This is a genomic window from Pseudomonas sp. NA-150 (assembly GCF_044336365.1).
Taxonomy (GTDB): domain Bacteria; phylum Pseudomonadota; class Gammaproteobacteria; order Pseudomonadales; family Pseudomonadaceae; genus Aquipseudomonas.
Genome location: NZ_CP172305.1, coordinates 4,495,751 through 4,516,986, shown reverse-complemented (window position 1 = coordinate 4,516,986; position 21,236 = coordinate 4,495,751). Strand labels below are relative to the sequence as shown.

19 protein-coding genes, 1 tRNA gene and 1 pseudogene are annotated in these 21,236 nt (G+C 60.3%); 9 read left to right on the top strand and 12 right to left on the bottom strand.

Going from position 1 to position 21,236, the window contains the following annotated elements:
• Window positions 1-121 precede the first annotated feature (121 nt).
• A tRNA-Ser gene (locus tag ACF0H7_RS21395) sits at window positions 122-211 on the bottom strand.
• Between the two features lie 177 nt (window positions 212-388).
• Window positions 389-1,138: a 3-oxoacyl-ACP reductase family protein gene (locus ACF0H7_RS21390; protein ID WP_397448855.1), complete on the bottom strand. Its 750-nt coding sequence runs from the start codon at window positions 1,136-1,138 to the stop codon at window positions 389-391.
• Between the two features lie 121 nt (window positions 1,139-1,259).
• Here ACF0H7_RS21390 and ACF0H7_RS21385 point away from each other — a divergent pair, with 121 nt between their 5' ends.
• On the top strand, window positions 1,260-2,183 hold the full coding sequence (locus ACF0H7_RS21385; RefSeq protein WP_397448854.1) for a LysR family transcriptional regulator: 924 nt from the start codon (window positions 1,260-1,262) through the stop codon (window positions 2,181-2,183).
• A 13-nt stretch (window positions 2,184-2,196) separates the two neighbouring features.
• A complete protein-coding gene (locus ACF0H7_RS21380; protein WP_397448853.1) occupies window positions 2,197-2,757 on the top strand; it encodes a cysteine hydrolase family protein in 561 nt (186 codons plus the stop codon).
• Between the two features lie 219 nt (window positions 2,758-2,976).
• On the opposite strand, the gene ACF0H7_RS21375 is transcribed toward ACF0H7_RS21380, so the two are convergent.
• Together ACF0H7_RS21375 and ACF0H7_RS21370 are read right to left on the bottom strand one after the other, a co-directional pair.
• Window positions 2,977-3,705 (bottom strand): methyl-accepting chemotaxis protein, encoded by a 729-nt coding sequence (locus tag ACF0H7_RS21375; protein WP_397453974.1) that lies wholly within the window; start codon window positions 3,703-3,705, stop codon window positions 2,977-2,979.
• A gap of 126 nt (window positions 3,706-3,831) precedes the next feature.
• Window positions 3,832-4,773, bottom strand: a pseudogene (locus tag ACF0H7_RS21370) (sensor histidine kinase); the annotation flags it as partial.
• Between the two features lie 472 nt (window positions 4,774-5,245).
• Here ACF0H7_RS21370 and zapE point away from each other — a divergent pair.
• Window positions 5,246-6,370, top strand: a complete 1,125-nt coding sequence (zapE, locus tag ACF0H7_RS21365) for a cell division protein ZapE (RefSeq protein ID WP_397448852.1) — start codon at window positions 5,246-5,248, stop codon at window positions 6,368-6,370.
• A 6-nt stretch (window positions 6,371-6,376) separates the two neighbouring features.
• Here the strand turns inward: zapE and rarD are convergent, their stop codons facing one another.
• Window positions 6,377-7,261 carry an EamA family transporter RarD gene (gene rarD / locus ACF0H7_RS21360; protein WP_397448851.1) on the bottom strand — a complete coding sequence of 295 codons (885 nt, stop codon included), beginning with the start codon at window positions 7,259-7,261 and terminating at the stop codon, window positions 6,377-6,379.
• A gap of 188 nt (window positions 7,262-7,449) precedes the next feature.
• Between rarD and ACF0H7_RS21355 the strand changes: the two genes are divergently transcribed.
• Both ACF0H7_RS21355 and ACF0H7_RS21350 read left to right on the top strand, forming a co-directional pair.
• A complete protein-coding gene (locus tag ACF0H7_RS21355; protein ID WP_397448850.1) occupies window positions 7,450-8,091 on the top strand; it encodes an HD domain-containing protein in 642 nt (213 codons plus the stop codon).
• A gap of 148 nt (window positions 8,092-8,239) precedes the next feature.
• Window positions 8,240-9,391 (top strand): MFS transporter, encoded by a 1,152-nt coding sequence (locus ACF0H7_RS21350; RefSeq protein ID WP_397448849.1) that lies wholly within the window; start codon window positions 8,240-8,242, stop codon window positions 9,389-9,391.
• Between the two features lie 90 nt (window positions 9,392-9,481).
• Here the strand turns inward: ACF0H7_RS21350 and ACF0H7_RS21345 are convergent, their stop codons facing one another.
• A complete protein-coding gene (locus ACF0H7_RS21345; RefSeq protein WP_397448848.1) occupies window positions 9,482-9,922 on the bottom strand; it encodes a carboxymuconolactone decarboxylase family protein in 441 nt (146 codons plus the stop codon).
• A gap of 204 nt (window positions 9,923-10,126) precedes the next feature.
• Between ACF0H7_RS21345 and ACF0H7_RS21340 the strand changes: the two genes are divergently transcribed.
• The gene (locus tag ACF0H7_RS21340; protein ID WP_397448847.1) at window positions 10,127-11,005 is read left to right on the top strand and encodes an alpha/beta fold hydrolase; all 879 of its coding nucleotides are present in this window, start codon (window positions 10,127-10,129) and stop codon (window positions 11,003-11,005) included.
• A gap of 986 nt (window positions 11,006-11,991) precedes the next feature.
• On the opposite strand, the gene ACF0H7_RS21335 is transcribed toward ACF0H7_RS21340, so the two are convergent.
• On the bottom strand, window positions 11,992-12,732 hold the full coding sequence (locus ACF0H7_RS21335; protein WP_397453973.1) for a DUF899 domain-containing protein: 741 nt from the start codon (window positions 12,730-12,732) through the stop codon (window positions 11,992-11,994).
• A 212-nt stretch (window positions 12,733-12,944) separates the two neighbouring features.
• Here ACF0H7_RS21335 and ACF0H7_RS21330 point away from each other — a divergent pair, with 212 nt between their 5' ends.
• Window positions 12,945-13,730: a CatB-related O-acetyltransferase gene (locus ACF0H7_RS21330; protein ID WP_397448846.1), complete on the top strand. Its 786-nt coding sequence runs from the start codon at window positions 12,945-12,947 to the stop codon at window positions 13,728-13,730.
• Here ACF0H7_RS21330 and ACF0H7_RS21325 read toward each other — a convergent pair.
• The 4 genes from ACF0H7_RS21325 to msrB all read right to left on the bottom strand — a co-directional run bounded on the left by ACF0H7_RS21325 (window position 13,688) and on the right by msrB (window position 17,848).
• Complete coding sequence (locus ACF0H7_RS21325; protein ID WP_397448845.1) at window positions 13,688-14,635, bottom strand: alpha/beta hydrolase; 948 nt, start codon at window positions 14,633-14,635, stop codon at window positions 13,688-13,690. The two genes, ACF0H7_RS21330 and ACF0H7_RS21325, sit on opposite strands and share 43 nt — an antisense overlap.
• 84 nt (window positions 14,636-14,719) lie before the next feature.
• Entirely contained in the window at window positions 14,720-15,373 is a 654-nt protein-coding gene (gene msrA, locus ACF0H7_RS21320; protein WP_397453971.1) for a peptide-methionine (S)-S-oxide reductase MsrA, read from the bottom strand.
• 98 nt (window positions 15,374-15,471) lie between these two features.
• Window positions 15,472-17,262, bottom strand: a complete 1,791-nt coding sequence (locus tag ACF0H7_RS21315) for a cytochrome c biogenesis protein DipZ (protein ID WP_397448844.1) — start codon at window positions 17,260-17,262, stop codon at window positions 15,472-15,474.
• 40 nt (window positions 17,263-17,302) lie between these two features.
• The gene (gene msrB, locus ACF0H7_RS21310; protein ID WP_397448843.1) at window positions 17,303-17,848 is read right to left on the bottom strand and encodes a peptide-methionine (R)-S-oxide reductase MsrB; all 546 of its coding nucleotides are present in this window, start codon (window positions 17,846-17,848) and stop codon (window positions 17,303-17,305) included.
• Window positions 17,849-18,031: 183 nt separating this feature from the next.
• On the opposite strand from msrB, the gene ACF0H7_RS21305 reads away from it, so the two are divergent.
• Together ACF0H7_RS21305 and ACF0H7_RS21300 are read left to right on the top strand one after the other, a co-directional pair.
• Entirely contained in the window at window positions 18,032-18,754 is a 723-nt protein-coding gene (locus tag ACF0H7_RS21305; RefSeq protein ID WP_397448842.1) for a response regulator transcription factor, read from the top strand.
• Entirely contained in the window at window positions 18,751-20,205 is a 1,455-nt protein-coding gene (locus ACF0H7_RS21300) for an ATP-binding protein (RefSeq protein WP_397448841.1), read from the top strand. Before ACF0H7_RS21305 ends, ACF0H7_RS21300 begins: the two co-directional genes overlap by 4 nt.
• On the opposite strand, the gene ACF0H7_RS21295 is transcribed toward ACF0H7_RS21300, so the two are convergent.
• Entirely contained in the window at window positions 20,198-21,127 is a 930-nt protein-coding gene (locus ACF0H7_RS21295; RefSeq protein WP_397448840.1) for a LysR family transcriptional regulator, read from the bottom strand. The two genes, ACF0H7_RS21300 and ACF0H7_RS21295, sit on opposite strands and share 8 nt — an antisense overlap.
• Window positions 21,128-21,236: the final 109 nt, after the last annotated feature.

Sequence of the window (21,236 nt, the reverse complement as noted above, 5' to 3'; positions counted from 1 at the left end):
TGTTTGGGCGGCTGAGTGGTCTAGTTGTAAAGACTGTGTTGTGAAGGCCCCCGTGGGGTGAGTTGCGGAACCCAGACAGCAAAAAGCCCCGGAGCTGTTAACTGCCGGGGCTTCTCTAATGTGGCGGTGAAGGAGAGATTCGAACTCTCGATACAATTTCTTGTATACACACTTTCCAGGCGTGCTCCTTAAGCCACTCGGACACTTCACCGTATCTCGTCAAACGTATTCAGTCTGTCGAGGCGCGCTAATGTAGTCGAAAGCTTCGGCGAAGGCAAAACTTTTTTTCAGAATTTTCATGTGGTTAAGCAAATAACCGGCAAAGCGACTCGGCCCCGTCTTCGGTTAGAAGTCCGGGGCCGAGTCCATTAACGCTTGGGGGCAGCGATCAGGCGCCGAAGCCACCGTCGATGGTCAGGCTGGCACCAGTGATGTAGCCGGTTTCCGGGCCGGCCAGGTAGGCGACGAAGCTGGCGATTTCTTCGGCTTTGCCATAACGGCCGACGGCCATCAGCGGAATCAGCGAGTCGGCGAAGTCACCCTCGGCCGGGTTCATGTCGGTGTCGACCGGGCCGGGCTGCACGTTATTGACCGTGATCCCGCGTGGTCCGAGGTCACGAGACAGGCCTTTGGTCAGGCCGACCAGTGCGGCCTTGCTCATGGCGTATGGGCCACCGCCGGCGAAGGGCATGCGGTCGGCGTTGGTGCTGCCGATGTTGATCACGCGGCCGCCTTCGGTCATGTGCGCGGCGGCTGCCTGAGTGGCGATGAACACGCTACGGACGTTGATGGTCAGGGTGCGGTCGAAATCTTCGAGGCTGAAGTCTTCCAGCGGCGCGACGGCAAGGACACCCGCGTTGTTGACCAGGATGTCGAGGCGGCCGAAGGTTTCAACGGTGGTGGCGACTGCACTGCGAATCGCTTCAGCGTCGGCGCTGTCGGCCTTGATGGCCAAGGCCTTGCCGCCTTTGGCGGTGATGCTGTCTTGTAACTCTTCGGCTTTGGCCTGTGAACTGACGTAGGTAAACGCCACGGCTGCGCCTTCCTCGGCAAGGCGTTTGACGATGGCCGCGCCAATACCGCGGGATCCGCCTTGAACAAAGGCTACTTTGTTGCTGAGGTTCGCTTGAGTCGTCATGCAGTTCTCCAAAGTTAAGGGGGCGTTGTTTGCTGGGTATCAGTATCGGCGGTTGATTGCATCCTGATTAGCGGGTAATTGGGATAGTCTGTGTAAACCAAGAGTTTCGAGTGCGGCAAAGATGGACAACTTCAGCAGCATCGAATGCTTCGTTCGCAGCGCGGAAGGAGGGAGTTTCGCCGAGGCCGCGCGGCGCCTGAGTCTGACCCCGGCAGCGGTGGGCAAGAGTGTGGCCAAGTTGGAGACTCGTTTGGGTGTGAGGTTGTTCCAGCGTAGCACTCGACGTCTGAACCTGACGGAGGCGGGGCAAGTGTTTCTGAGTGAGGTCAGCAGCAGCTTCAATACCATTCAGAATGCGGTCGCCAACCTGGCCAGTGCCGAGGGGCAACCGGCCGGGACGCTCAAAGTCAGCATGGGTACCGCCTTCGGTCGCCGCTACATCGTGCCGTTGTTGGGTGAATTCCTGCGCCGTTTTCCAGCCATCACGCCGGACTGGCACTTCGATAACCGGCAGGTGGACCTGATTGCTCAGGGTTTCGACGCGGCCATCGGTGGTGGCTTTGATTTGCCGCTGGGCGTAGTGGCGCGCAAACTTGCGCCAGCGCATCGGGTGTTGGTGGCAGCACCTTTATATATGGCTGGGTGTCCAACCCCGCTTAACCCCGAGGATGTGCAGGATTGCCCGGGGATTCTGATCCGCTCGCCGCAGACCGGCCGCGTGCGTTCCTGGCCGCTGACCAATCGCGCCCATGAGCAACGCCCGTTGAATCTGAAACTGCGCATGACCATGAGCGACTCCGAAGCCGCCTGCGTGGCCGCCGCCCAGGGGCTGGGTATCGCACTGGTGAGCATGCCCTTTGCCTCCGCTTATCTAGCGGACGGTAGCCTGGTGCGGGTGTTGCCGGACTGGTACGTGGACGATGGCACTATCTCGCTGTACTACAGCGAACATAAATTACTGCCCGGCAAAACCCGGGCGTTCGTCGATTTCGTGATCGAGCAGTTTGCTGAACAACAACTCGCGCAGCGTTTTAGTGCGCTTTAAAGGCAGGGAACAGATGGACCTACATGACAATGCAGCGCTGGTGCTGATCGACATGCAACAAGGCATCAACCATCCGAAGTTGGGGCGGCGCAACAATCCTCAGGCCGAAGAGCACATGTTGAGCTTGTTGGCCGCATGGCGCGAGACCGGGCGGCCGGTGATCCATGTCCGGCATTTTTCCCGGTCTTCCGAATCAGTGTTCTGGCCGCAGCAGTCCGGGGTGGATTACCAGTCAGCGTTTTTGCCGATTGAAGGCGAGCGACAGCTCCAAAAGCAGGTGCCGGATGCATTCTGCGGCAGTGAGTTGGAGACCTGGTTGCGCAGTGACGCGATCACTCAGGTGGTCATCGTTGGCGTAATCACCAATAACTCGGTGGAGTCCACGGCGCGGAGCGGCGGCAACCTCGGCTTTGAGGTGCTGGTGCCGCACGATGCCTGCTTTACCTTTGATCAGGCCGACTTTTTCGGGCATGCGCATTCGGCCGAGGAGGTGCATGCCATGTCGTTGGGGAATTTGCACGGTGAGTATGCGACGGTGCTCGCCACGGCGGAGATCGTGGCGGCTATTCGTTGATGGGCAATGCTTGGCCAAACATCTTCGTCAACAAGTTGGCACAGGGATTTGTGGTTGGACAAAAACTTTCGGTCGCCCCCATTTTGTAGGAGCTGCCGAAGGCTGCGATAAAGGCCGGAACGACCTTCGCGATTTAGAGTGATCGCAGCCTGCGGCAGCTCCTACAGTGAATTTGTTCCAGGTGCAGGCCTTGTTTGAGCCTGCAGCAGAGTACCTTCGTTACAACTTGAACCGCGCCATCTGCGATGCCAGGTGTTCGGCCTTTTGCGACAGTTTCAGGCAGTCCTCGCGGCAACTCTGCACATCCCTGGCCGTCGATTGGGCGAGGTCGGCGATGCCCTGGACGTTACGGTTTATCTCTTCGGTGACCGAGCTTTGCTCCTCCGTCGCGGCCGCGACTTGCTGGTTGCGGTCGGTGAGCTGTTCGACGTGGCCGGCGATGGCATCCAGCGAATCACCGGTGCGTCGGCTGGCTTCGACGCCGGTGCCGGTGGCCGCCTGTCCGGCGCGCATCGAGGCCACGGCTTGATCGGCGCCGCCCTTGAGCTCACCGACCATCTGTTGGATTTCGGTCGTCGCGCTTTGCGTGCGGCCGGCGAGGGTGCGAACTTCATCGGCCACCACGGCAAAGCCGCGGCCCATTTCGCCGGCGCGCGCCGCTTCGATGGCGGCATTCAGGGCCAACAAATTGGTCTGTTCCGAGATGCTGCGAATCACCGTCAACACTTGATCGATGGTCGCGATTTTTCCCGCCAGCACTTCCACCGAGCTAGCGGCACTGCCGACGTCCTCGGACATGCTGCGGATATGCGCAATCGACTCACCGACGATGCGCCTGGCGGATTGCGCCTCGTCCTGCGTGGTACGCGACACTTCGGCGGCCGCTCCCGCATTGCGGGCAATTTCTTGCACGGTAAGGCCCATTTCATGAACCGCCGTCGCCACCATGTCGGTCATCTGTTGTTGCTGCAGCGCCCGTGCCGAGGTGCTGTCGACCACGCGCGCCACGTCGCCGACGCTATGGCGCAGTTGTTCGCTGGTGTGCAGGGCGTCAGCGATCAGTTGGCGCAGGCTGGCGATGAAACGGTTGAAGCCCCGCGCCAGATCGCCCAATTCGTCGGCCCGATGATCATCCAGACGCCGGGTCAGGTCGCCGTCTCCGCCGCCGATATCGATCAGCGCCGTGGTGACCTGACGAATCGGCCGCACAATGCCACGGGCGATCCGGATCACGAAGCCAAGGAAGCACAGCACCACCGCCAGGCTGATCGCCGAAATAATCGTCAGCGCCTGTTTGGCCGGTCCATAGACTTCCGCCAGTGGAACTTCGCTGACCAGCGTCCAGCCCAGTGAGCTGACCGACTCGGCCACTGCGACGTAGGCTTCGCCATTGCGCTCGAACTGCACTGGAGTCTTGTTGGCTGCGGGGTTTAACAACGCGCGGGCCGGCTCTGCACCGACCAATCGATCCAGGGTTTGCCGGTCGTTGAGTTCGGCGTCGGGATGCACTTTGACCTTGCCGTCGGGGCTGACCAGGTACACCTGGCCATGCTCGCCGAAATGGAAGTCGCGGACCATGTCTGACAGGGCGCTCAGGCTGAAGCCCAGCCCCGCGACACCGACCACCTTGCCATTGCTTTCGATGCGCTGATTGATGAACAGCGTCGGCACCCGGGTGCTGTTGTCGATATCGATTTCCAGGTCCCGGCGTTTACCGCTGTCGAGAAAGGTGTAGAACCAGGCGTTGTCCGGGGCACCGCGTTGCAAGGTGCGGTCGATACCTTTGTTGGTGAAGTAATGACCGCTGTCCTTGGCAATGATGAAAGTGGTCAGGGCTTTTTGTTGCTGTTGGATATTGGCCAGATAGCGAACGAAAGACGCTTGTTGCGTCGGATCTTCGCCAGCGCTCAACCAGTCGCCGACCAAGGTGTTGTCACCGATATCACTGGCGGCGGTCAGCGGCGAGGCAAGCAAGCGTTCCAGATCGTTGCGAATGGCTTCGACGCTGGCGGGCATCGCCTGTTGCAGCAGATATCGATCGGTCAGCCGGTTCAGGGCGAAGGCGTAAATGGCGATCACGATCAGGCTGCTAATCAGCAGTGCGGCACCCATGCTCAACGTCAGTTGCCACAAAATACTTTTTCGCCAGACAGGCATAGAACACTCCAGACAAAGCAAACAGGCGCACCGCCGTCGTGGCAGGCTTGAAGGGACCTGTGCAGAAGGCAATAACCGCGCCATTTGCTGATCGACTGGTCAGCTTTAAGGGTGCCATGCAGAGGTAACGGTTTGTCTAGAGCGGTTAGTCGGCGAAAGGGGGTGTTCTCGTGGCGGCCGAAGGCAACTGATACCGCGCCAACTTTGTGTCGTTTTGCAGCACTTCTCCAGGGCCGTGAGTGTTTTTGTGGCAGTCGGTTGAGGTGCGTTTCGCTGCAGTTTCTATATGCTGGCGCCCTAATATCGAGCCAAGCCGTGGAAACGCCGACTGATGAATGCCGTCTCTCCCCTGGAAGCCTACCAACAAGCCCTCGACCAGCAAGGATTCAGCCCCGATGCCGCGCAATTGAACGCCGCGCAGTCATTGCAGGCGTGCTACCTGGCGTTGCAGGGCGGCAAGCGCCAGCAACCGATCAAGGGCGTTTACCTGTGGGGGCCGGTGGGGCGCGGCAAAACCTGGTTGATGGATCGCTTTTTTGACAGCTTGAGTGTTCCGGCGCGCCGTCAGCATTTTCATCACTTCATGCGTTGGGTGCACAAGCGCCTGTTTCAACTGGTCGGCACCGCGAATCCGCTGCGCGCCCTGGCGCGAGAATTGGCGACGGAAGTCCGGGTGCTGTGCTTCGACGAATTGTTCGTTACCGACATTGGCGATGCGATCATTCTCGGCGGTCTGCTGCAGGTGATGTTCGAGGAGGGCGTGGTGCTGGTCTCGACCTCCAATCAGCCACCCGAACAGCTGTATGCCGACGGCTACAATCGCCAGCGCTTCGTGCCGGCGATTGCTGCGATCAATCGTTACATGGAGGTGGTGACGGTGGACGGTGGCGAGGATCATCGTTTGCATCCGGGGCAACTGCACCAGCGCTACTGGATCGCTCAGGTGGATCAGCCCAGCGCGCTGGCCGCCGTGTTCGCCCGGTTGAGCGAAGGTCAGGTCACTTCCAGTGCGCCGGTCAGTTTTAATCGTCGCAGCGTAAATGTGCTACAGCAAAGCGCAACGATACTCTGGTGCCGCTACGCCGATGTCTGTGAACAGCCGCTGGCGGCGATGGATTTCATCGACCTGTGCGACCGGTTCTCGGTGATCCTGATCAGCGAGGTGCCGGTGCTGAGTGCCCGACAGCGTGAAGGGCGGATCGCGCGCGGTACCGAAGACGCCGCCGAGCAAGTGGCGGCCGGCGATCGTGAGCTGCCACAACTGTCGATCCACGACGATGGTGTGCGCCGCTTCATCGCGTTGGTGGATGAGTGTTACGACCGCCGGGTGCCGCTGTACATCGAAGCGCAAGTGCCCCTCGACGCACTGTACACCGAGGGTTATCTGGCCTTCGCCTTCCGCCGCACCTTGAGCCGTCTGCAAGAGATGCAGCTGGAGCGGTTTGCGCCGCTGTAACGACGATTACGCAGCGTTGCGGCGACGCTGGGCCAGCAGGTGTTGGCCGCCTTCGAACATCAGCACCAGCACGGCGGCCCAGATCGGCAGGTAGGTCCACCATTCTGCCGGGCTGATGCTTTCACCCAGCAGCAGGGCGACGCCCACCAGCAGCACCGGTTCGACGTAACTCAGCAAGCCGAACAGGCTGAAGGGCAGCAGGCGACTGGCGACGATGTAGCTGCACAACGCCGAGGCACTGATCACCCCCAGCAGCGGAATCAATGCGTACAGGCGTGGGAATTGGCTGAGTGCACCTGGGTTGCCATGCACGATGAACCACAGGGCGGCGGGCAGCAGCAGCGCCATGTCGCACCAGAGACCGCCGAGATTGTCGTTGCCCAGCTTGCGTCGCAGCACGAAATACACGGGATAACCGAGGCACACCAGTAAAGTTTCCCAGGAAAAGCTGCCGATCCGGTACAGCTCATGGGCAACCCCGATCAGCGCGCAGCAGGCGGCAACCTTTTGCAGGTAGGACAGGTGTTCGCCATAGACGATGCGCCCGGTGATGACCATGGTCAGCGGCAGCAGAAAATAACCCAGCGATACCTGCATGCTGCTGCCGTGCAAAGGCGCCCACATGAACAGCCACAACTGTAGGCCGAGCAAGGCCGACGACAGCAGCATGCCAAGCAGCAGGACCGGGGTATGCCGCAGGCGTTGGGCAATCTTGCGCACTAATTGCCAGTCACCGGAGGACAGCAGGAATACTGTCGCGCAGGGTACGGTCAGCAGCATGCGCCAGCCAAAAATTTCTTCACCGCTCAGCGGCTTCAGCAGGGACGTGTAGAAATACATCACCCCGAACAGGAACGAGGCCAGAACCGACAGCACAACACCTTTTGCCACAACACCCTCGCGATTTTCAGTTTTTATAGGGAGGTTTTCAGGCTCGGCAGTCTATCTGATAGCCACTGGCTGGATATGGTCGATCTTTGGCCGTAAACGCAACATCGTGCCGATTGTAGCCAAACCCTCTCGGGCAGAGACTAATCCCAGCCGCGCCACACAGGTGCGATGACCTGAGGAACAGCACAATGACTACCACCATCGCCGGTATCAAAATCCCCGACAGTGCCTTGGCCAAAGCCACTACTGAATACATTCGTGATAACGAACCTGATCTGCTGTATCACCACTCCCGTCGGGTGTTTCTGTTTGGTGCGTTGAGTGGCGAGCGCAAGGGCCTGAAATACGACGCAGAGCAACTGTACGTCGGCGCCATGTTCCATGACCTGGGTCTGGTCGAAGGCCATCGCAGCGCCACCGAGCGTTTTGAAGTCGACAGCGCCAACGCGGCGCGCGCATTCATGAAGCCGTTCGGCTTGTCCGATGGCGACATGGAACAAGTCTGGTTGTCGATTGCCCTGCACACCACGCCGAACGTGGTGCATCACCTGCGGCCGAACGTTGCGCTGGTCACGGCAGGCGTCGAAATGGATGTGCTGGGTATCGAATACGCGGCGTTCCCGACGGTGCAGCGTGAAGCAGTCGTGCATGCGCATCCACGGGGTGACGGCTTCAAGGAATGCATCCTCTGCGCCTTTGCCAATGGCTTCAAAGACAAGCCGGACTCCACGTTTGGCACGGTCAACGCCGACGTGCTGGTGGACATCGATCCAACGTTCAAGCCGATGAACTTCGTCGAGATCATCCGCAAGTCGCCTTGGGTGGCGTGAGTTCATCTGGTCTGACATCTTCGGCGTCAGGGATGTCGCCTTCGCCAACTCGTTGGCGAAAGGTCCGTCATGGACGCGGAAGTTGTTCCATTGTTAGGCTACTTCGATCGTCAGGCCATCTGTGCCTGACATTGTCGAAGAGCATTGCATGACGTCCATCAACACCGATGCGCCGGTTATCCCGGGCCGACTGGAGCAGCTGTCCACGCGCATTGCCTTTTTCATCGCCGGATTCAGTGTCTCGGCCTGGGCGCCGCTGGTGCCTTATGCCAAGGCGCGTGTCGGCCTGAGCGACGGTACGCTCGGCTTGCTACTGCTGAGTCTGGGCATTGGCTCAATCATCACCATGCCACTGACCGGTGTGCTGTCGTCGCGCTTTGGCTGTCGTCGGGTGTTGGTGCTGTCGACGCTGGTGATCTGCCTGTGTTTGCCGTTGCTGGCGACGGTCTCCAGCCCGTGGTGGTTGATGGCGACGCTGTTGGTGTTTGGCGCCAGCATGGGCGCGCTGGATTGCACCATCAATATTCAGGCGGTGATCGTTGAGCGGGCCAGTGGCAAGACCATGATGTCCGGTTTTCACGGTTTGTTCAGTCTGGGCGGGATTGTCGGAGCGGCGGGGGTCAGCGGTTTGCTCAGCGTCGGTGCGTCGCCGGTGCTGGCGATGGCGGTCGTGGCGGCAATCATCATCGTCGTGCTGTTGCGTGCTGCGCCGCATTTTCTGGCGTATGGCAGTAAAAGTGATGGCCCGGCGTTCGTCGTGCCCCACGGTGTAGTGCTGTTCATCGGATTGCTGTGCGTCATCGTGTTTCTGGCCGAAGGCGCGATGCTGGACTGGAGCGCGGTGTTTCTCAGTTCCACGCGCCAGGTCGACGCCGCGTATGCGGGCATGGGCTATTCAGTGTTCGCGCTGACCATGACTTGCGGGCGGCTGTTGGGCGATGCCGTGGTGAGGAAGGTCGGCGCCAATCGGGTGATCATCCTCGGCGGTTTATGCGCGTCAGCCGGGTTTGCACTGGCGACGTGGATTCCCCTATGGCAGGCGGCGTTGCTCGGTTATGCACTGGTGGGCGTCGGCTGTTCGAACATCGTCCCGGTGCTGTACAGCGCCGCCGGGCGACAGACCGTGATGCCCGAGCAGATTGCCGTGCCGGCCATCAGCACGCTGGGCTATGCGGGGATTCTCGCGGGGCCGGCCTTGATCGGCTTTGTCGCGCAGATCAGCAGCTTGAACCTGGCCTTCATGATTATTGCCGTGTTGCTGCTGGGCGTGGCCGCGAGTGGCCGGGTGCTGAAAGTCTGACACCGCAAACACAAATTCCGGCAGCCTGGGGCAGGCTCGCCGGAATTCGGGTGTTAGCTCAAACGCACCAGGGCGCTCATGCCGCCATGATCAAGCCGGGAGCATCGCAAAGCCCACGCCGAAACGGTTCCAGGCGTTGATGGTGGCGATGGCCAGGGTGATGTTGGCCACGTCGGCTTCACTGAAGCCTTGTTCCAGCAGCGCTTCGTACTGGTGTTGCGGCGCGTGATGGATCGACAGCAGGGTCAGGCTTTCAACCCAGGCCAGCACGGCACGTTCACGCGGGGTGAAGAAGGTGGTTTCTTCCCAGACGACAACGGTCTGCAGGCGGGCTTCGGTTTCGCCAGCCTTGCGTGCGTCGTTGGTGTGCATATTGACGCAGTAAGCACAGCCGTTGATTTGCGAAGCGCGCAGACGAATCAATTCCAGCAACGAGTGATCCAGGCCGGATTCGCCCAGGGCTTTTTCCAGACCGCACATCGCCTGGAACGCTTTAGGTGAGGCTTTGGCCCATTCAATACGTTTGTTCATGGTGTTTTCTCCGAGAGTCATACCCCCTGCGGGCATGTCAGTACCTTACAGTCGCTGGTACGCAGATCGAATAGCCAATTCCAGGTGATTTATCGGGACCAATCGGCTCATGAACACAGTTCATGAACAAGGCCGCCACGCTTTGCGTCTTGCCGGAAATGCCTGAGCAACTAGCATGTGCGCACCACAATAAGGAGTGAAGACATGTTCGCCGGATTTGAAAAGCATCAGCGTCGGGTCAACGGCGTGGACATCGCCTACCGCATCGGCGGCTCTGGCCCGGGCCTGCTCTTGCTTCACGGCCACCCGCAAACCCACGTGATCTGGCACAAGGTCGCCGAAACCCTGGCCCGTAACTTTACTGTGGTCGCCGCTGACCTGCGCGGTTACGGCGACAGCAGCAAGCCGCCCGCCGATGACGAGCATCGCAACCACTCCAAACGTGAAATGGGCCGCGATAACGTCGAGTTGATGCGTGAACTGGGCTTCAGCAGCTTTTCAGTGCTGGCCCATGACCGCGGCGCCCGCGTGGCCCATCGGCTGGCGCTGGATCATCCGCACAGTGTCAAGCGCATGGTGCTGTTGGACATCGCGCCGACACTGGCGATGTACAGCCAGACCAACGAAGCCTTTGCCCGGGCCTACTGGCATTGGTTTTTCCTGATCCGTCCCGCACCGTTGCCGGAAACCCTGCTCGAGGCCGACCCGGAGCAGTTCCTGCGCAGTGTGATGGGCAGTCGCAGTGCCGGCATGGCACCCTTTACCGATGAAGCGTTCAGTGAATACCTGCGTTGCCTGAAACAGCCCGGTGCCGCGCGTGGCATCTGCGAAGATTACCGCGCCAGCGCCAGCATCGATCTGGAGCACGACCGTGCCGATGTGGCGGCGAGCAATCACCTGAGGTTGCCGTTGATGGTGCTGTGGGGCGCGGAAGGCATCGTCGGTCGTTGCTTCGATCCACTCAAGGAATGGCAGCACGTGGCCACGGATGTGCGCGGCAAAGCGCTGCCAGCCGGGCATTACATCGCCGAAGAGGCGCCTGAGTTATTGCTGAGTGAGGTGTTGCCCTTTCTGCTGGGGTAGTGGCTGAGGAGGAAGGCCTTGAGGCTATTCCTCCTTTTTCACGTGATGGGTGGTGCGCAGGAACTCGAAATAGAAGTTAACGGTCCCCAGCACGGCGATTGCGAACAAGGCCAACATGCAGATTTGAATGTGGCTCATGATGGGACTCCAGCTCAACTGAAAGCGATTGATAATAATTAATCCAAAATGGCTGGAAAGGGAACGAGCTTTACCCGAGCTTTACAGAAACCATCGCCAGGCGTTAAGCAGGTGAAACACTGTGCCGACGCCTGCGCAGCGGTGCGGCGATCCGACAAGCCTGCTTATCCCGATACCCCTGGGAGCAGGCTTGCCTGCGAATCAAGCAGCGCGGTCCCGCATTCACTCCGGTCTTTTCTCAAACGACCCCCGCCCTCACTTGTCCCGCTTGCCTTTTCCCGGCCGCAAAAAATCACGATAGAGGGTCACTGCGCCGAACAACACGATGCACGACACCGCCAACACGCCGATTTGCAGGTTAGTCATGGTCGACTCCAAGGCCTTGGTTATGAATGTAAGGGCACGATAGGACGCGGCATGCGTGGCGGGAATAGGGGTTTATGCAGTCTTTACGGGGATCTGGCGGTCTTGACGCAAAGCTTTCGAAAACCATGCGGGCGCAGTGCGCAGTTTAGTGTGACGACGGGGTGTTTGTCGGGCGCTGAGCGGCAGGGTTAAAGATTACAGGGTTGCTTTGATTTTTATGGGTATCTGGCAGGCCGCTTTCGCCAACACGTTGGCACACAGTGATTTGTGGTTGGACAAAAATCTACGGTTGGCCCCAATTGTGTAGGAGCTGCCGCAGGCTGCGATAAGGTCGGAACGACCTTCGCGATGGCTATTGTTCGCAGCCTGCGGCAGCTCCTACAGAGATTGTGTGTTGCCTGCGAACATAGAATCTCCCACAAGGTTTCGGGGGAACACAAATCCACTGTGGGAGCCCAGCGTGTTGGCGCCTCCACCTCTAGTTACTGATCGTCGCAGCAACTCGAGCCTTTGGCCGTTGCGTCATCGTAGCGGTCATGGTGGCGAATCCAGTCCATGGTGCCTTCCTCGTTGCGGCCCTTGGGGGTCATGTCGAGAAAGTTGTAGGTGCCGAGCAGGATGTCGAGTCCCCGGGCATAGGCTGAGTAGGTGTGAAAAATCTGACCCTGATCGTTCTTGTAGAACACACTCAGGCCAGGCATTTCCTCGCCAGCGTCGTTGCTGGGTTCGTAGTTGTACATCACCTTGCCAGCGTCGATGTCCTCACGGGTCGCCGAGACCCCGAAATCACGGTTGAAATCGGAACCGGCAGACGACACCCAGTTAAAGTGCCAGCCCATGCGTTGCTTGAACGCCTGGAACTCCTGCCACGGCGCATGGGAAACCGCGACCAGCGAAATGTCATGGTGGGTCAGGTGCAGGTTGGCGCCGTCGAAATGGTCTGCAAGGAACGAGCAGCCGTGGCAGCCTTCCTTCCAGCCCGCGCCGAACATGAAGTGGTAGATCACCAATTGGCTGTTGTCGCCGAACAGGTCGGCCAGGCTTGACCGGCCGTTCGCGCTTTCGAAGCGATAGTCTGTGTCGACCTTGACCCAGGGCAGGACGCGCCGCTCGGCGCTCAGCCGGTCACGCTCATAGGTAAAGTTTTTCTCCCGCAGCAGCAACTGCTTGCGCGCGGTCAGCCATTCTTCGCGTGAAACCACCTTTGGTGACACGGGGTTGATTTGCGTTGCAGAACTCACACTCATGACGTTCTCCTTCTGCCGGACAGGACATCTGTACCTTGTAGTCGTTTGACCGGAGAGCAGATCGACAGGTTGTCGTCACGAGCAAGAGCAGGCGACAAGTGGCTGTTGGTGCTTCAGCAAAATTAATAATGACTGTCGAACGAATATGACATTATCCCGCCACTCTCCATTCACTGAAAAATAATCAGATGAACTTCCTCAGTCGTGCGCTGTTGAACCAAACATTAAAAAAGGCGCTTTGGAAAAACCAATGCCGACTGGACAGCGGTATCCGGGGACTGCGCAGTGACACCGAACTGACACTGGAGGAAGGCGTCAGGTTGCATCAGGTCAAGGTGATGTCGCGCAAATTGACCATCGGCGCTCACACGGACATCGTCAGTGGTTCCGAACTGCATCACGTCTCCAGCATCGGCCGCTACTGTTCGGTCGCGCGCAACGTCACCATTGGCCAGAATCGCAAATCTCATCCGTTGAGCTGGCTCACCTCGCACACGGGGCTGGTCGGGCAGCGGCGGAAAGTCTCAGGCGTGTCGTCGCCTCACGCGGTCCCGGCGCAGGCCGTCATCGGTCACGACGTGTGGATCGGCATGGACGTGTTGATTCTGGAAGGTGTGACCATCGGCACCGGAGCGGTGATCGGCGCCCGGTCACTGGTGAGCAAAGACGTTCCACCCTATGCCATCGTCGCGGGTTCGCCCGCACAGGTGATTCGCTACCGCTTTGATCAGCCGACGATCGACGCCTTGCTGGCCAGTCAATGGTGGAATCTTTCGATTAGCGAACTCGCACAATTACCCATCGAAACACCCGAAGACGTGCTCCAGCACCTTCAAGGGCTCAGCGTGCCTGCCTCCAGGCCTGGTACTGTGTTGATTCGCAGCAAACCGTTCAGCGTGACGCTGACACCGGCCGGTTCAGACAATGACCGTCAGCCGGACGCCGCTGGTTTGCTGGTGGAAACGTCTGCGTGAATCATCGGTTTACCGGCATTGAACAGCGCTTTGATCGCCTGACGGTAGGCGTCATTTCCTAACGCCATGCTGTTGTTGTGTGTACCGCCAGGCACCAGCAGCAGGTGTTTCGGCTGTTGCGCCGCCTGGTACAACTCCTCGCTGAAACGCGGTGGTACGAACGGATCGGCGCTGCCGTGGACGATCAATACCGGCAGATGGATGTCGGCGATCTTGTCGATGGAGTCGAACTTCTGGGACAGCAGCCAGCGTATCGGCAGCCCGCGCACCGGCAGTCGGTTATCACTGACGGCGGCGGCGACGTCGGCCAGGGTGGTGAAGGTCGACTCAATGATCAGCCCGCGTGCCTGGGGCTTGCCGCTCACGGTGGCCAGATCCGCCGCCAGATCGATGGCCACCGCGCCGCCCAATGAATGGCCATAAATCAGGCGCCTGCTGGCGTCGGGTTGCAGGACTTTCAAGCGTTCCCAACCGACCCGGGCGTCTTCGTAAACGCTGGCTTCCGAGGGCAACGAGCCTTCGCTCTGGCCAAAGCCGCGGTAGTCGATGGCCAGCACCGAATAGCCCATCGCGTGCAATTGCTCGATACGAAAAAACTGCCCGGTGAGGTTCCAGCGCGTGCCATGCAGGTACAGCACCGCCGGCGCATCGGCCTGCGCGGCCGGCCACCACCAGGCATGAATGTTTTGCGTGTCGCCAAAGCTCGGCGCCTTGAGCACCAGGTCCTGCACCTCGGCGGGCACGCCACGGTACCAACTGGCCGTGCCGGGCTCGATCTGAAACAGCAACTCGCGCTCTTCATGCTTGAGTACGGCGCAGCTCGCTGGCAGACCGACGATGACCAAGGCCATGAGCCACAAGGTCAGGCGCCGGGTTTTGAAATAGGGGAAGAAGGGAATCGACATGGGGTTCTTTATACAAGCTCGCGGCGCAGAACGGAACAACGCGCCGGGAGCAAATGCCGATCAACGGGGAGGGAACACCGTGGTTCACTGCGGATTAGCCACCAACACCGGATCCGCCCGATACAACGTCGGCACCAGTTCCTTCAGGCTTTCAACCTTGGGCAAGTCATTGATCGCGATGTACGGCGCGGTCGGGTTGAGGGTCAGGTAGTTTTGGTGATAACCCTCGGCTGGATAGAAGTTTTTGTTGTCCTCGATGGTGGTGACGATCGGGGCGTGGAACACCTTGGCCTGGTCCAGTTGAGCAATGTAAGCCTTGGCGACTTTTTCCTGTGTTTCGTTTTGCGGGAAGATTGCCGAACGGTATTGCGTGCCATGGTCCGGGCCCTGGCGGTTCAGTTCGGTGGGGTTGTGGGCCACCGAGAAGAATACCTGCAGCAGTTTGCCGTAGCTGACCTGGGTTGGGTCATAGGTGACTTGCACCGACTCGGCATGCCCGGTATCGCCGTCGCTGACTTTTTCATACTCGGCGGTATTGGCCTGGCCACCGGCGTAACCGGAGAGGGCGTTTTCAACCCCGCGCACATGCTGGAACACCCCTTGCACGCCCCAGAAGCAGCCACCGGCAAACACCGCGACTTCTTTGTGCGAGGTGCCGGCAGGCTCATCCAGCGACGGCGGAGCGAGGGCCACTACCGGTTCGGCAGACACCGCCGATTGCAGCGACAGCCCCATCATCACGGCGACCACGCCCGCGCAGCTCAGGGCCAGGGTCATTTTACTTTTAGTCATGTCGTTCATCCTCGCGTTGCTCAAACAGGTCGTTAAGTGTTGGATCAACCGAAAGTGAAGGCATACGCCTGCACGCCAGGGTCCATGAATTCGATGGTGAAGGTGTGATCAGTCACCGGGCCGGCCTGACGCACCAGTTGGTAAAGGCGTTGTTCAGTGACCATGCCGCTGCCGTCCGCCGCGATGTCGCTGCCGTGGCTGTCGCCAGGGGCGGCGCCGTCGATGCTGACTTTGAAATGCACCGGTTTGCCTTCTGCGCCTGGGCCCAGTACCAGGTGCAGGTCGCGGGCATGGAAACGGTAGACGATGCGGCCGTTGGCCTGATCGAGGGTCACTTGCTCAGGTTTGGCGGTCCACTTGCCGTCCAGACCCCATTGGTTCAACTCGGGTTGTTTCGGCGGCTGATAGGCATGGCTCTTGTCGCTGATTTGATCGCCGGGCGAAGCGAAGTTCTCGGCACGGTCGTAACCCAGGTAGGTCTCAGGCGAGTTCATCTCGGCGTTGTCCGCGCTTTGCATCACGCCTTGGGCATTGGCCGTTACCACGTCTTTCGAAACGTTGGTGTTGCCCGCCTCAAGCAACAACTGCTGGATGACCTTTTCCGACTCGGCGTACTCGCCTTCGCCAAAGTGGTGGTGCCGGATCTGGCCCTTGGCGTCGATGAAGTAATGCGCTGGCCAGTACTGGTTGTTGAAGCCGCGCCAGATTGCGTAGTCGTTATCGAGCGCCACCGGGTAGTTGATACCCAGGTCATGCACGGCTTTCTGCACATTGTTGGCGTCGCGTTCGAAGGCAAATTCCGGGGCGTGAACCCCAATCACCACCAGACCCTGATCGTGGTATTTCTTCGACCAGGCGTTGACGTACGGCAGGGCACGCAGGCAGTTGATGCAGGAGTAGGTCCAGAAGTCGATGAGCACCACTTTACCTTTCAACTGTTCAGCGCTCAGCGGTGGCGAATTCAGCCATTTCACCGCGCCGGACAGGTCGGGCAACGTCCCCTCTACAGGCAACGACATCGGCTCGGCTGCCGAGCCTTTCAGCGCGGCCTTCATCATCGCACCGCCCGCTTCCGGAGCAGCCGCCACCACTGGAGTGTTCTGCGGTGCGGCTGGCGCCAGGGTATCCAGCAGCTTTTGTTCGATACCGGCGGTGGCGACGGTGGAGACTTTGGTCAGCAGCCCGGTATCCAGCCCCAGCGCAATGGCCGCGACACCGCAGAGCATCGCCGCGCCCAGACCGCGACGCACCCACTCACCGGCGCCCAGCGAACGCTTCATGGCGGTGAACAGTTTGCCGCCGACCAGCAGTGCCAAGGCCAGCGAAGTCGCGGCACCGGCGGCGTAGGCCAGCAATAACAACGTGGTGCCGACACTCGCGCCATGCAACGCCGCGCCCGTCAACACCAGGCCGAGGATCGGACCGGCGCAGGGTGCCCACAACAGGCCTGTGGCGATACCCAGCAGGAATGAAGATTTAACGCTGGAACTGCCCTCGGCCTCGCGGGCCGAGTTGGACAGGCGGTCACCCATCGACACCAGCGGCCGGGTCAAGCGATCGGCCAGGTGCGGGAACAACAAGGTCACACCAAAGAACGCCATCAACACAATCGCCACCCAGCGTCCGTATTGGTTGGCCTGGACCACCCAGCCACCGCCTACTGCGGCCAGTGTCGCAACACCGGCGAAGGTCAGTGCCATGCCCAACAACAGCGGCAAGCCACTGCGGCGGAACGGCTCGCTGGAGCGGGCGAAGACAAAGGGCAGTACCGGCAGGATGCACGGACTGAGAATCGTCAGCACGCCACCCAGGTAGGACAAGATGATCAATAACATGGTGGATAATCCTTTTTTAGTGGCCGTTCTTCAGTGGAGATCAGGCTTGTCCGGTGGCGAAGGTCATGGCGACCCCGTTCATGCAATAACGCAGGCCGGTAGGGTCCGGGCCGTCATCGAACACGTGGCCCAAATGCCCGCCACAGCGCCGGCAGTGCACTTCGGTGCGATCGACGCCAAACGAGGTGTCACGGTTTTCGGTGACTGCGTGCTCGAGGGGCGAGGTGAAGCTCGGCCAGCCAGTATGGCTTTCAAACTTGGTGCTGGACGAGAACAGCGGCAACTGGCATCCAGCGCAGGCGAAACGTCCAGCACGATGCTCACTGTTCAACGGGCTGCTGTAAGGACGCTCGGTCCCGGCGTTGCGCAGCACATCGAATTGGTCATCGGTCAACAGCTTGTGCCACTCGGCCGGGGTGTGCGTCACCTCAAAGGTTTCGCTGCCACGCGGCACGGTCGCCGGTAAAACTGCGGAGGTCGGGGCGTCGCCGGAAGATGCAGCAAGTGCGCGCCAGCTGAGCAGGCCGCTGGCAGCCAGGGCCACGCTGGCGCTGCCGTACACGAGAAACCAACGTCTGGATTGCATAGCGTTCACTTCGAATCAGTGGGTGTGCTGCTATTCTTGTGGTCAGCCGGTCGCCAAGTCCTCACGCAAAGTTAAATTAATTGTGAAGATTGAGTGTGTCGGAATCTTGCACAATGGTCGTGTATTCAACACCCAGTGCCGCATGTCCCGTGCGCCGAAGCAATTGACTCCCGAAGGTTGACCATGGATGTGCCCAAGCGCGTTTTGATCGTCGAAGATGACCTGCATATCGCCGGGCTGTTGCGTCTGCATTTGCAGGACGAAGGCTACGCCGTGACTCACTGTGCCGACGGCAATGCCGGGCTGGCGCAACTGGAACAGGGCGGCTGGGATGCATTGATTCTCGACCTGATGCTGCCCGGTGTCGATGGTCTGGAGATCTGCCGTCAGGCGCGTGCCATGGCCCGCTATACACCGATCATCATCACCAGCGCGCGTTCCAGCGAAATGCACCGCGTGCTCGGCCTTGAGCTGGGCGCCGACGATTACCTGGCCAAGCCGTTCTCGATGCTGGAACTGGGGGCGCGGGTCAAAGCCTTGCTGCGCAGGGTCGATGCGCTGGAAAAAAACCTCAGAACCGTCGCCGGCAAGATCGAGCTCAATGGCCTGTCCCTCGACCCGGTCACCCGTCAGGCGTTGGTCGACGGCAAGCCCATCGAGCTCACGCCACGCGAGTTCGACCTGCTGTATTTCTTCGTCAAAAACCCCGGCAAAGTCTTCTCGCGTATGGACCTGCTCAACCAGGTCTGGGGTTACAAACACGACGGTTACGAGCACACGGTCAACACGCACATCAATCGCTTGCGGGCCAAGGTGGAGGTCGATCCCACCGAGCCAACGCGCATTCTCACGGTGTGGGGCATGGGTTATCGCTTTTCGCCGGACCGCGTGAGGCCCGCTGAATGAACCTGACGCTGTTACAGCGCCTGTCCGTTGCGTTCGCGATCCTGCTGTTGGCCTGTTGTGGTGCGTCCGCCTGGTTGCAGATTCGCGCCAACGACCTGCATGAAAAAGAAGTGGTGCAGGGCCTGTCCCGTGGCCTGGCGGAAAGCATCGCCCGCGACAACAACATGATCGGCGCCAAGGCCGATGTGGTGCGCGGCTTGTTCAGCAAACTGATGAACGTCAATCCCAGCGTCGAAGTGTATTTGCTCGACGCCAGCGGTCACGTCACCGGCGACGACGCCCCCGCCGGCCATTTGAAACGCGACCACGTCGACCTCGGCCCCCTGCATCAAATGCTTGCCGGCCAGCCGCTGCCGATCCTCGGTGACGACCCGCGCAGCGTCGACGGCGAGAAAGTGTTCAGCGTTTCCGCGTTGCGTTCCGGCGATCAGGATCTGGGCTACATCTACGTGGTGCTATTGGGCGAGGCCCACGACCGGATCTCCGCGCAAGTGGCGGCCAGTTCGGTGCTGCGCACCACCTTGTGGTCGATGGCGTTGGTGTCGTTGCTCGGTCTGGCTGCGGGCTTGATGGCCTTCCGTTTGATCACCCGGCCCCTGCGCCGCCTGACCGACACCATGCGTGATTTCGATACCGAAGCCGAGCCGGTGGCGTTGCCAGTGGTGCCGCATTCGGTCAGTCGTCGTGATGAAATCGCTGTATTGGAGGCCAGCTTTGCGCAGATGGCCGCGCGCATCGCCGAGCAATGGCGGACCTTGACTCAGCTGGATCAGGAGCGCCGCGAAGTCGTCGCCAACATCTCCCATGACCTGCGCACGCCGCTGGCGTCGATGCACGGTTACCTGGAAATGCTCTCGTTCAAGGGCGAAAGCCTCAGCGAAGTCGAGCGTCAGCGTTACCTCGCGGTGGCCTTGGCGCAGAGCAATAAAGTCCGGCAATTGGCCCAGGCCTTGTTCGAACTGGCGCGACTGGAGCATGGCGGGGTGCAACTGCTGATCGAAGACTTCTCGCTCACCGACCTGATCCAGGACGTGTTCCAGAAATTCGCCCTGATGGCGGAAGAAAAACAATCGCGACTGGTGGCGGTATTGCCGCGTTCGTCGTCCATGGTCTCGGCCGACCTCGGCCTGATCGAGCGGGTGCTGACCAACCTGATCGACAACGCGATTCGCCATACGCCGTCGGGTGGGACCATTGAGGTTGAATTGCAGCATCAGGCCGAGCGGGTCAAGGTGATTGTCAGCGACACCGGCCCGGGGATTCCTGAAGAACTGCTGGAAAGCCTGTTCCGCCGTCCGTTCAGTCAGGCCGGGGACCGTCGTTCCGGTGGCTTGGGGCTGTTGATCGTGCGCCGGATTCTGCAACTGCATGACTGCGAGATTCATCTGGAAACGGTCCCCAGTCGGGGAGCGACCTTCTGTTTCTCGTTGCCGGCGACGCCGATCAAGTAGCGGGCGAGGGTGCCTCGGTGGCGTTGGTTTCTGCGGCGGTTTCCGGAATCAACGTTGCAATCAACGCGCGCACGGTGCCGGGCAGGGCGTCCAGTTCGCGGACCAGAATGCTGCGTTCGCGAATCGCCCAGGGTTCGTCCAGTTCGACCATCGCCAGCTGCATGGTGCGGCTGTGGCGCACGGCGGCGGACTCCGGGATGATGCCGATGCCGACTCCGGCTTCGACCATGCGGCAGATCGCTTCGAAACTCGACACCTGAATCCGCAGCGACAGGTGTTGCCCCAGGCGCTCGACGTGATCGCGCAGAAAGCTCAGCAGCGTGCTGCCGTCGTGCAGGCCGATGTGCTGGAAGGCCAGGGTCTGCTTCAAGGTCACCGGCTTTGGCCCGGCCAGCACATGGCCGACGGGCAATACCAGCAGCAGGCGGTCGGTGCTGAAGTGCATCACCTGCAACCCGGCGGCTTCTACCGGACCGGCGATGATGCCCATATCGGTGCTGCCGTCCAGCACACCGCGCACGATGTCCCGCGACAGACGCTCCTGCAGGTCGACGGTCACCCCCGGCCGTTTCGCCAAAAAGCCCGCCAGCACTTCCGGGAGAAACTCGGTCACCGCCGTGGTGTTGGCGAAGATGCGGATGTGCCCGGCGGAATCAGTGCCGTAACTGGTGAACTCGGACTTCAGGTAATCCACTTGACGCATGATCAACCGCGCGTGCTTGAGCAAGCGCTGGCCGGCGGGCGTCAGCTCCACGCCACGGCTGTCGCGATAAAGCAGGCGGGTGCCGAGCTGGCTTTCCAGGGCCTTGATCCGCGCGCTGGCGGCGGCCGGTGACAGAAACGCCCGGCGCGCGCCCTGGGTCAGGCTCGGCGACTCACCGATGTGAATGAACAGGCGCAGGTCGGCCAGATCGAAATGCATGGTTGCCTCTCATAGTATTCAAGTCAGGCACAAACCCCTGTAGGAGCCGTATTCACCGCTCGATGAGCGTTCGGCATTTATGAACGCTACCTTACGAAAATGCAAATTC

What these genes read in the sequence shown, in the direction of transcription:
- ACF0H7_RS21315 (WP_397448844.1), bottom strand. Translation starts at nt 17,262, where the DNA reads ATGTTATTGATCATCTTGTCCTACCTGGGTGGCGTGCTGACGATTCTC.
- ACF0H7_RS21300 (WP_397448841.1), top strand. Translation starts at nt 18,751, where the DNA reads ATGAACCTGACGCTGTTACAGCGCCTGTCCGTTGCGTTCGCGATCCTG.
- ACF0H7_RS21380 (WP_397448853.1), top strand. Translation starts at nt 2,197, where the DNA reads ATGGACCTACATGACAATGCAGCGCTGGTGCTGATCGACATGCAACAA.
- ACF0H7_RS21305 (WP_397448842.1), top strand. Translation starts at nt 18,032, where the DNA reads ATGGATGTGCCCAAGCGCGTTTTGATCGTCGAAGATGACCTGCATATC.
- ACF0H7_RS21385 (WP_397448854.1), top strand. Translation starts at nt 1,260, where the DNA reads ATGGACAACTTCAGCAGCATCGAATGCTTCGTTCGCAGCGCGGAAGGA.
- msrB (WP_397448843.1), bottom strand. Translation starts at nt 17,848, where the DNA reads ATGCAATCCAGACGTTGGTTTCTCGTGTACGGCAGCGCCAGCGTGGCC.
- msrA (WP_397453971.1), bottom strand. Translation starts at nt 15,373, where the DNA reads ATGATGGGGCTGTCGCTGCAATCGGCGGTGTCTGCCGAACCGGTAGTG.
- ACF0H7_RS21350 (WP_397448849.1), top strand. Translation starts at nt 8,240, where the DNA reads ATGACGTCCATCAACACCGATGCGCCGGTTATCCCGGGCCGACTGGAG.
- ACF0H7_RS21390 (WP_397448855.1), bottom strand. Translation starts at nt 1,138, where the DNA reads ATGACGACTCAAGCGAACCTCAGCAACAAAGTAGCCTTTGTTCAAGGC.
- ACF0H7_RS21375 (WP_397453974.1), bottom strand. Translation starts at nt 3,705, where the DNA reads ATGGTGGCGACGGCGGTTCATGAAATGGGCCTTACCGTGCAAGAAATT.
- ACF0H7_RS21355 (WP_397448850.1), top strand. Translation starts at nt 7,450, where the DNA reads ATGACTACCACCATCGCCGGTATCAAAATCCCCGACAGTGCCTTGGCC.
- ACF0H7_RS21345 (WP_397448848.1), bottom strand. Translation starts at nt 9,922, where the DNA reads ATGAACAAACGTATTGAATGGGCCAAAGCCTCACCTAAAGCGTTCCAG.
- ACF0H7_RS21340 (WP_397448847.1), top strand. Translation starts at nt 10,127, where the DNA reads ATGTTCGCCGGATTTGAAAAGCATCAGCGTCGGGTCAACGGCGTGGAC.
- ACF0H7_RS21325 (WP_397448845.1), bottom strand. Translation starts at nt 14,635, where the DNA reads ATGTCGATTCCCTTCTTCCCCTATTTCAAAACCCGGCGCCTGACCTTG.
- ACF0H7_RS21295 (WP_397448840.1), bottom strand. Translation starts at nt 21,127, where the DNA reads ATGCATTTCGATCTGGCCGACCTGCGCCTGTTCATTCACATCGGTGAG.
- zapE (WP_397448852.1), top strand. Translation starts at nt 5,246, where the DNA reads ATGAATGCCGTCTCTCCCCTGGAAGCCTACCAACAAGCCCTCGACCAG.
- ACF0H7_RS21330 (WP_397448846.1), top strand. Translation starts at nt 12,945, where the DNA reads ATGAACTTCCTCAGTCGTGCGCTGTTGAACCAAACATTAAAAAAGGCG.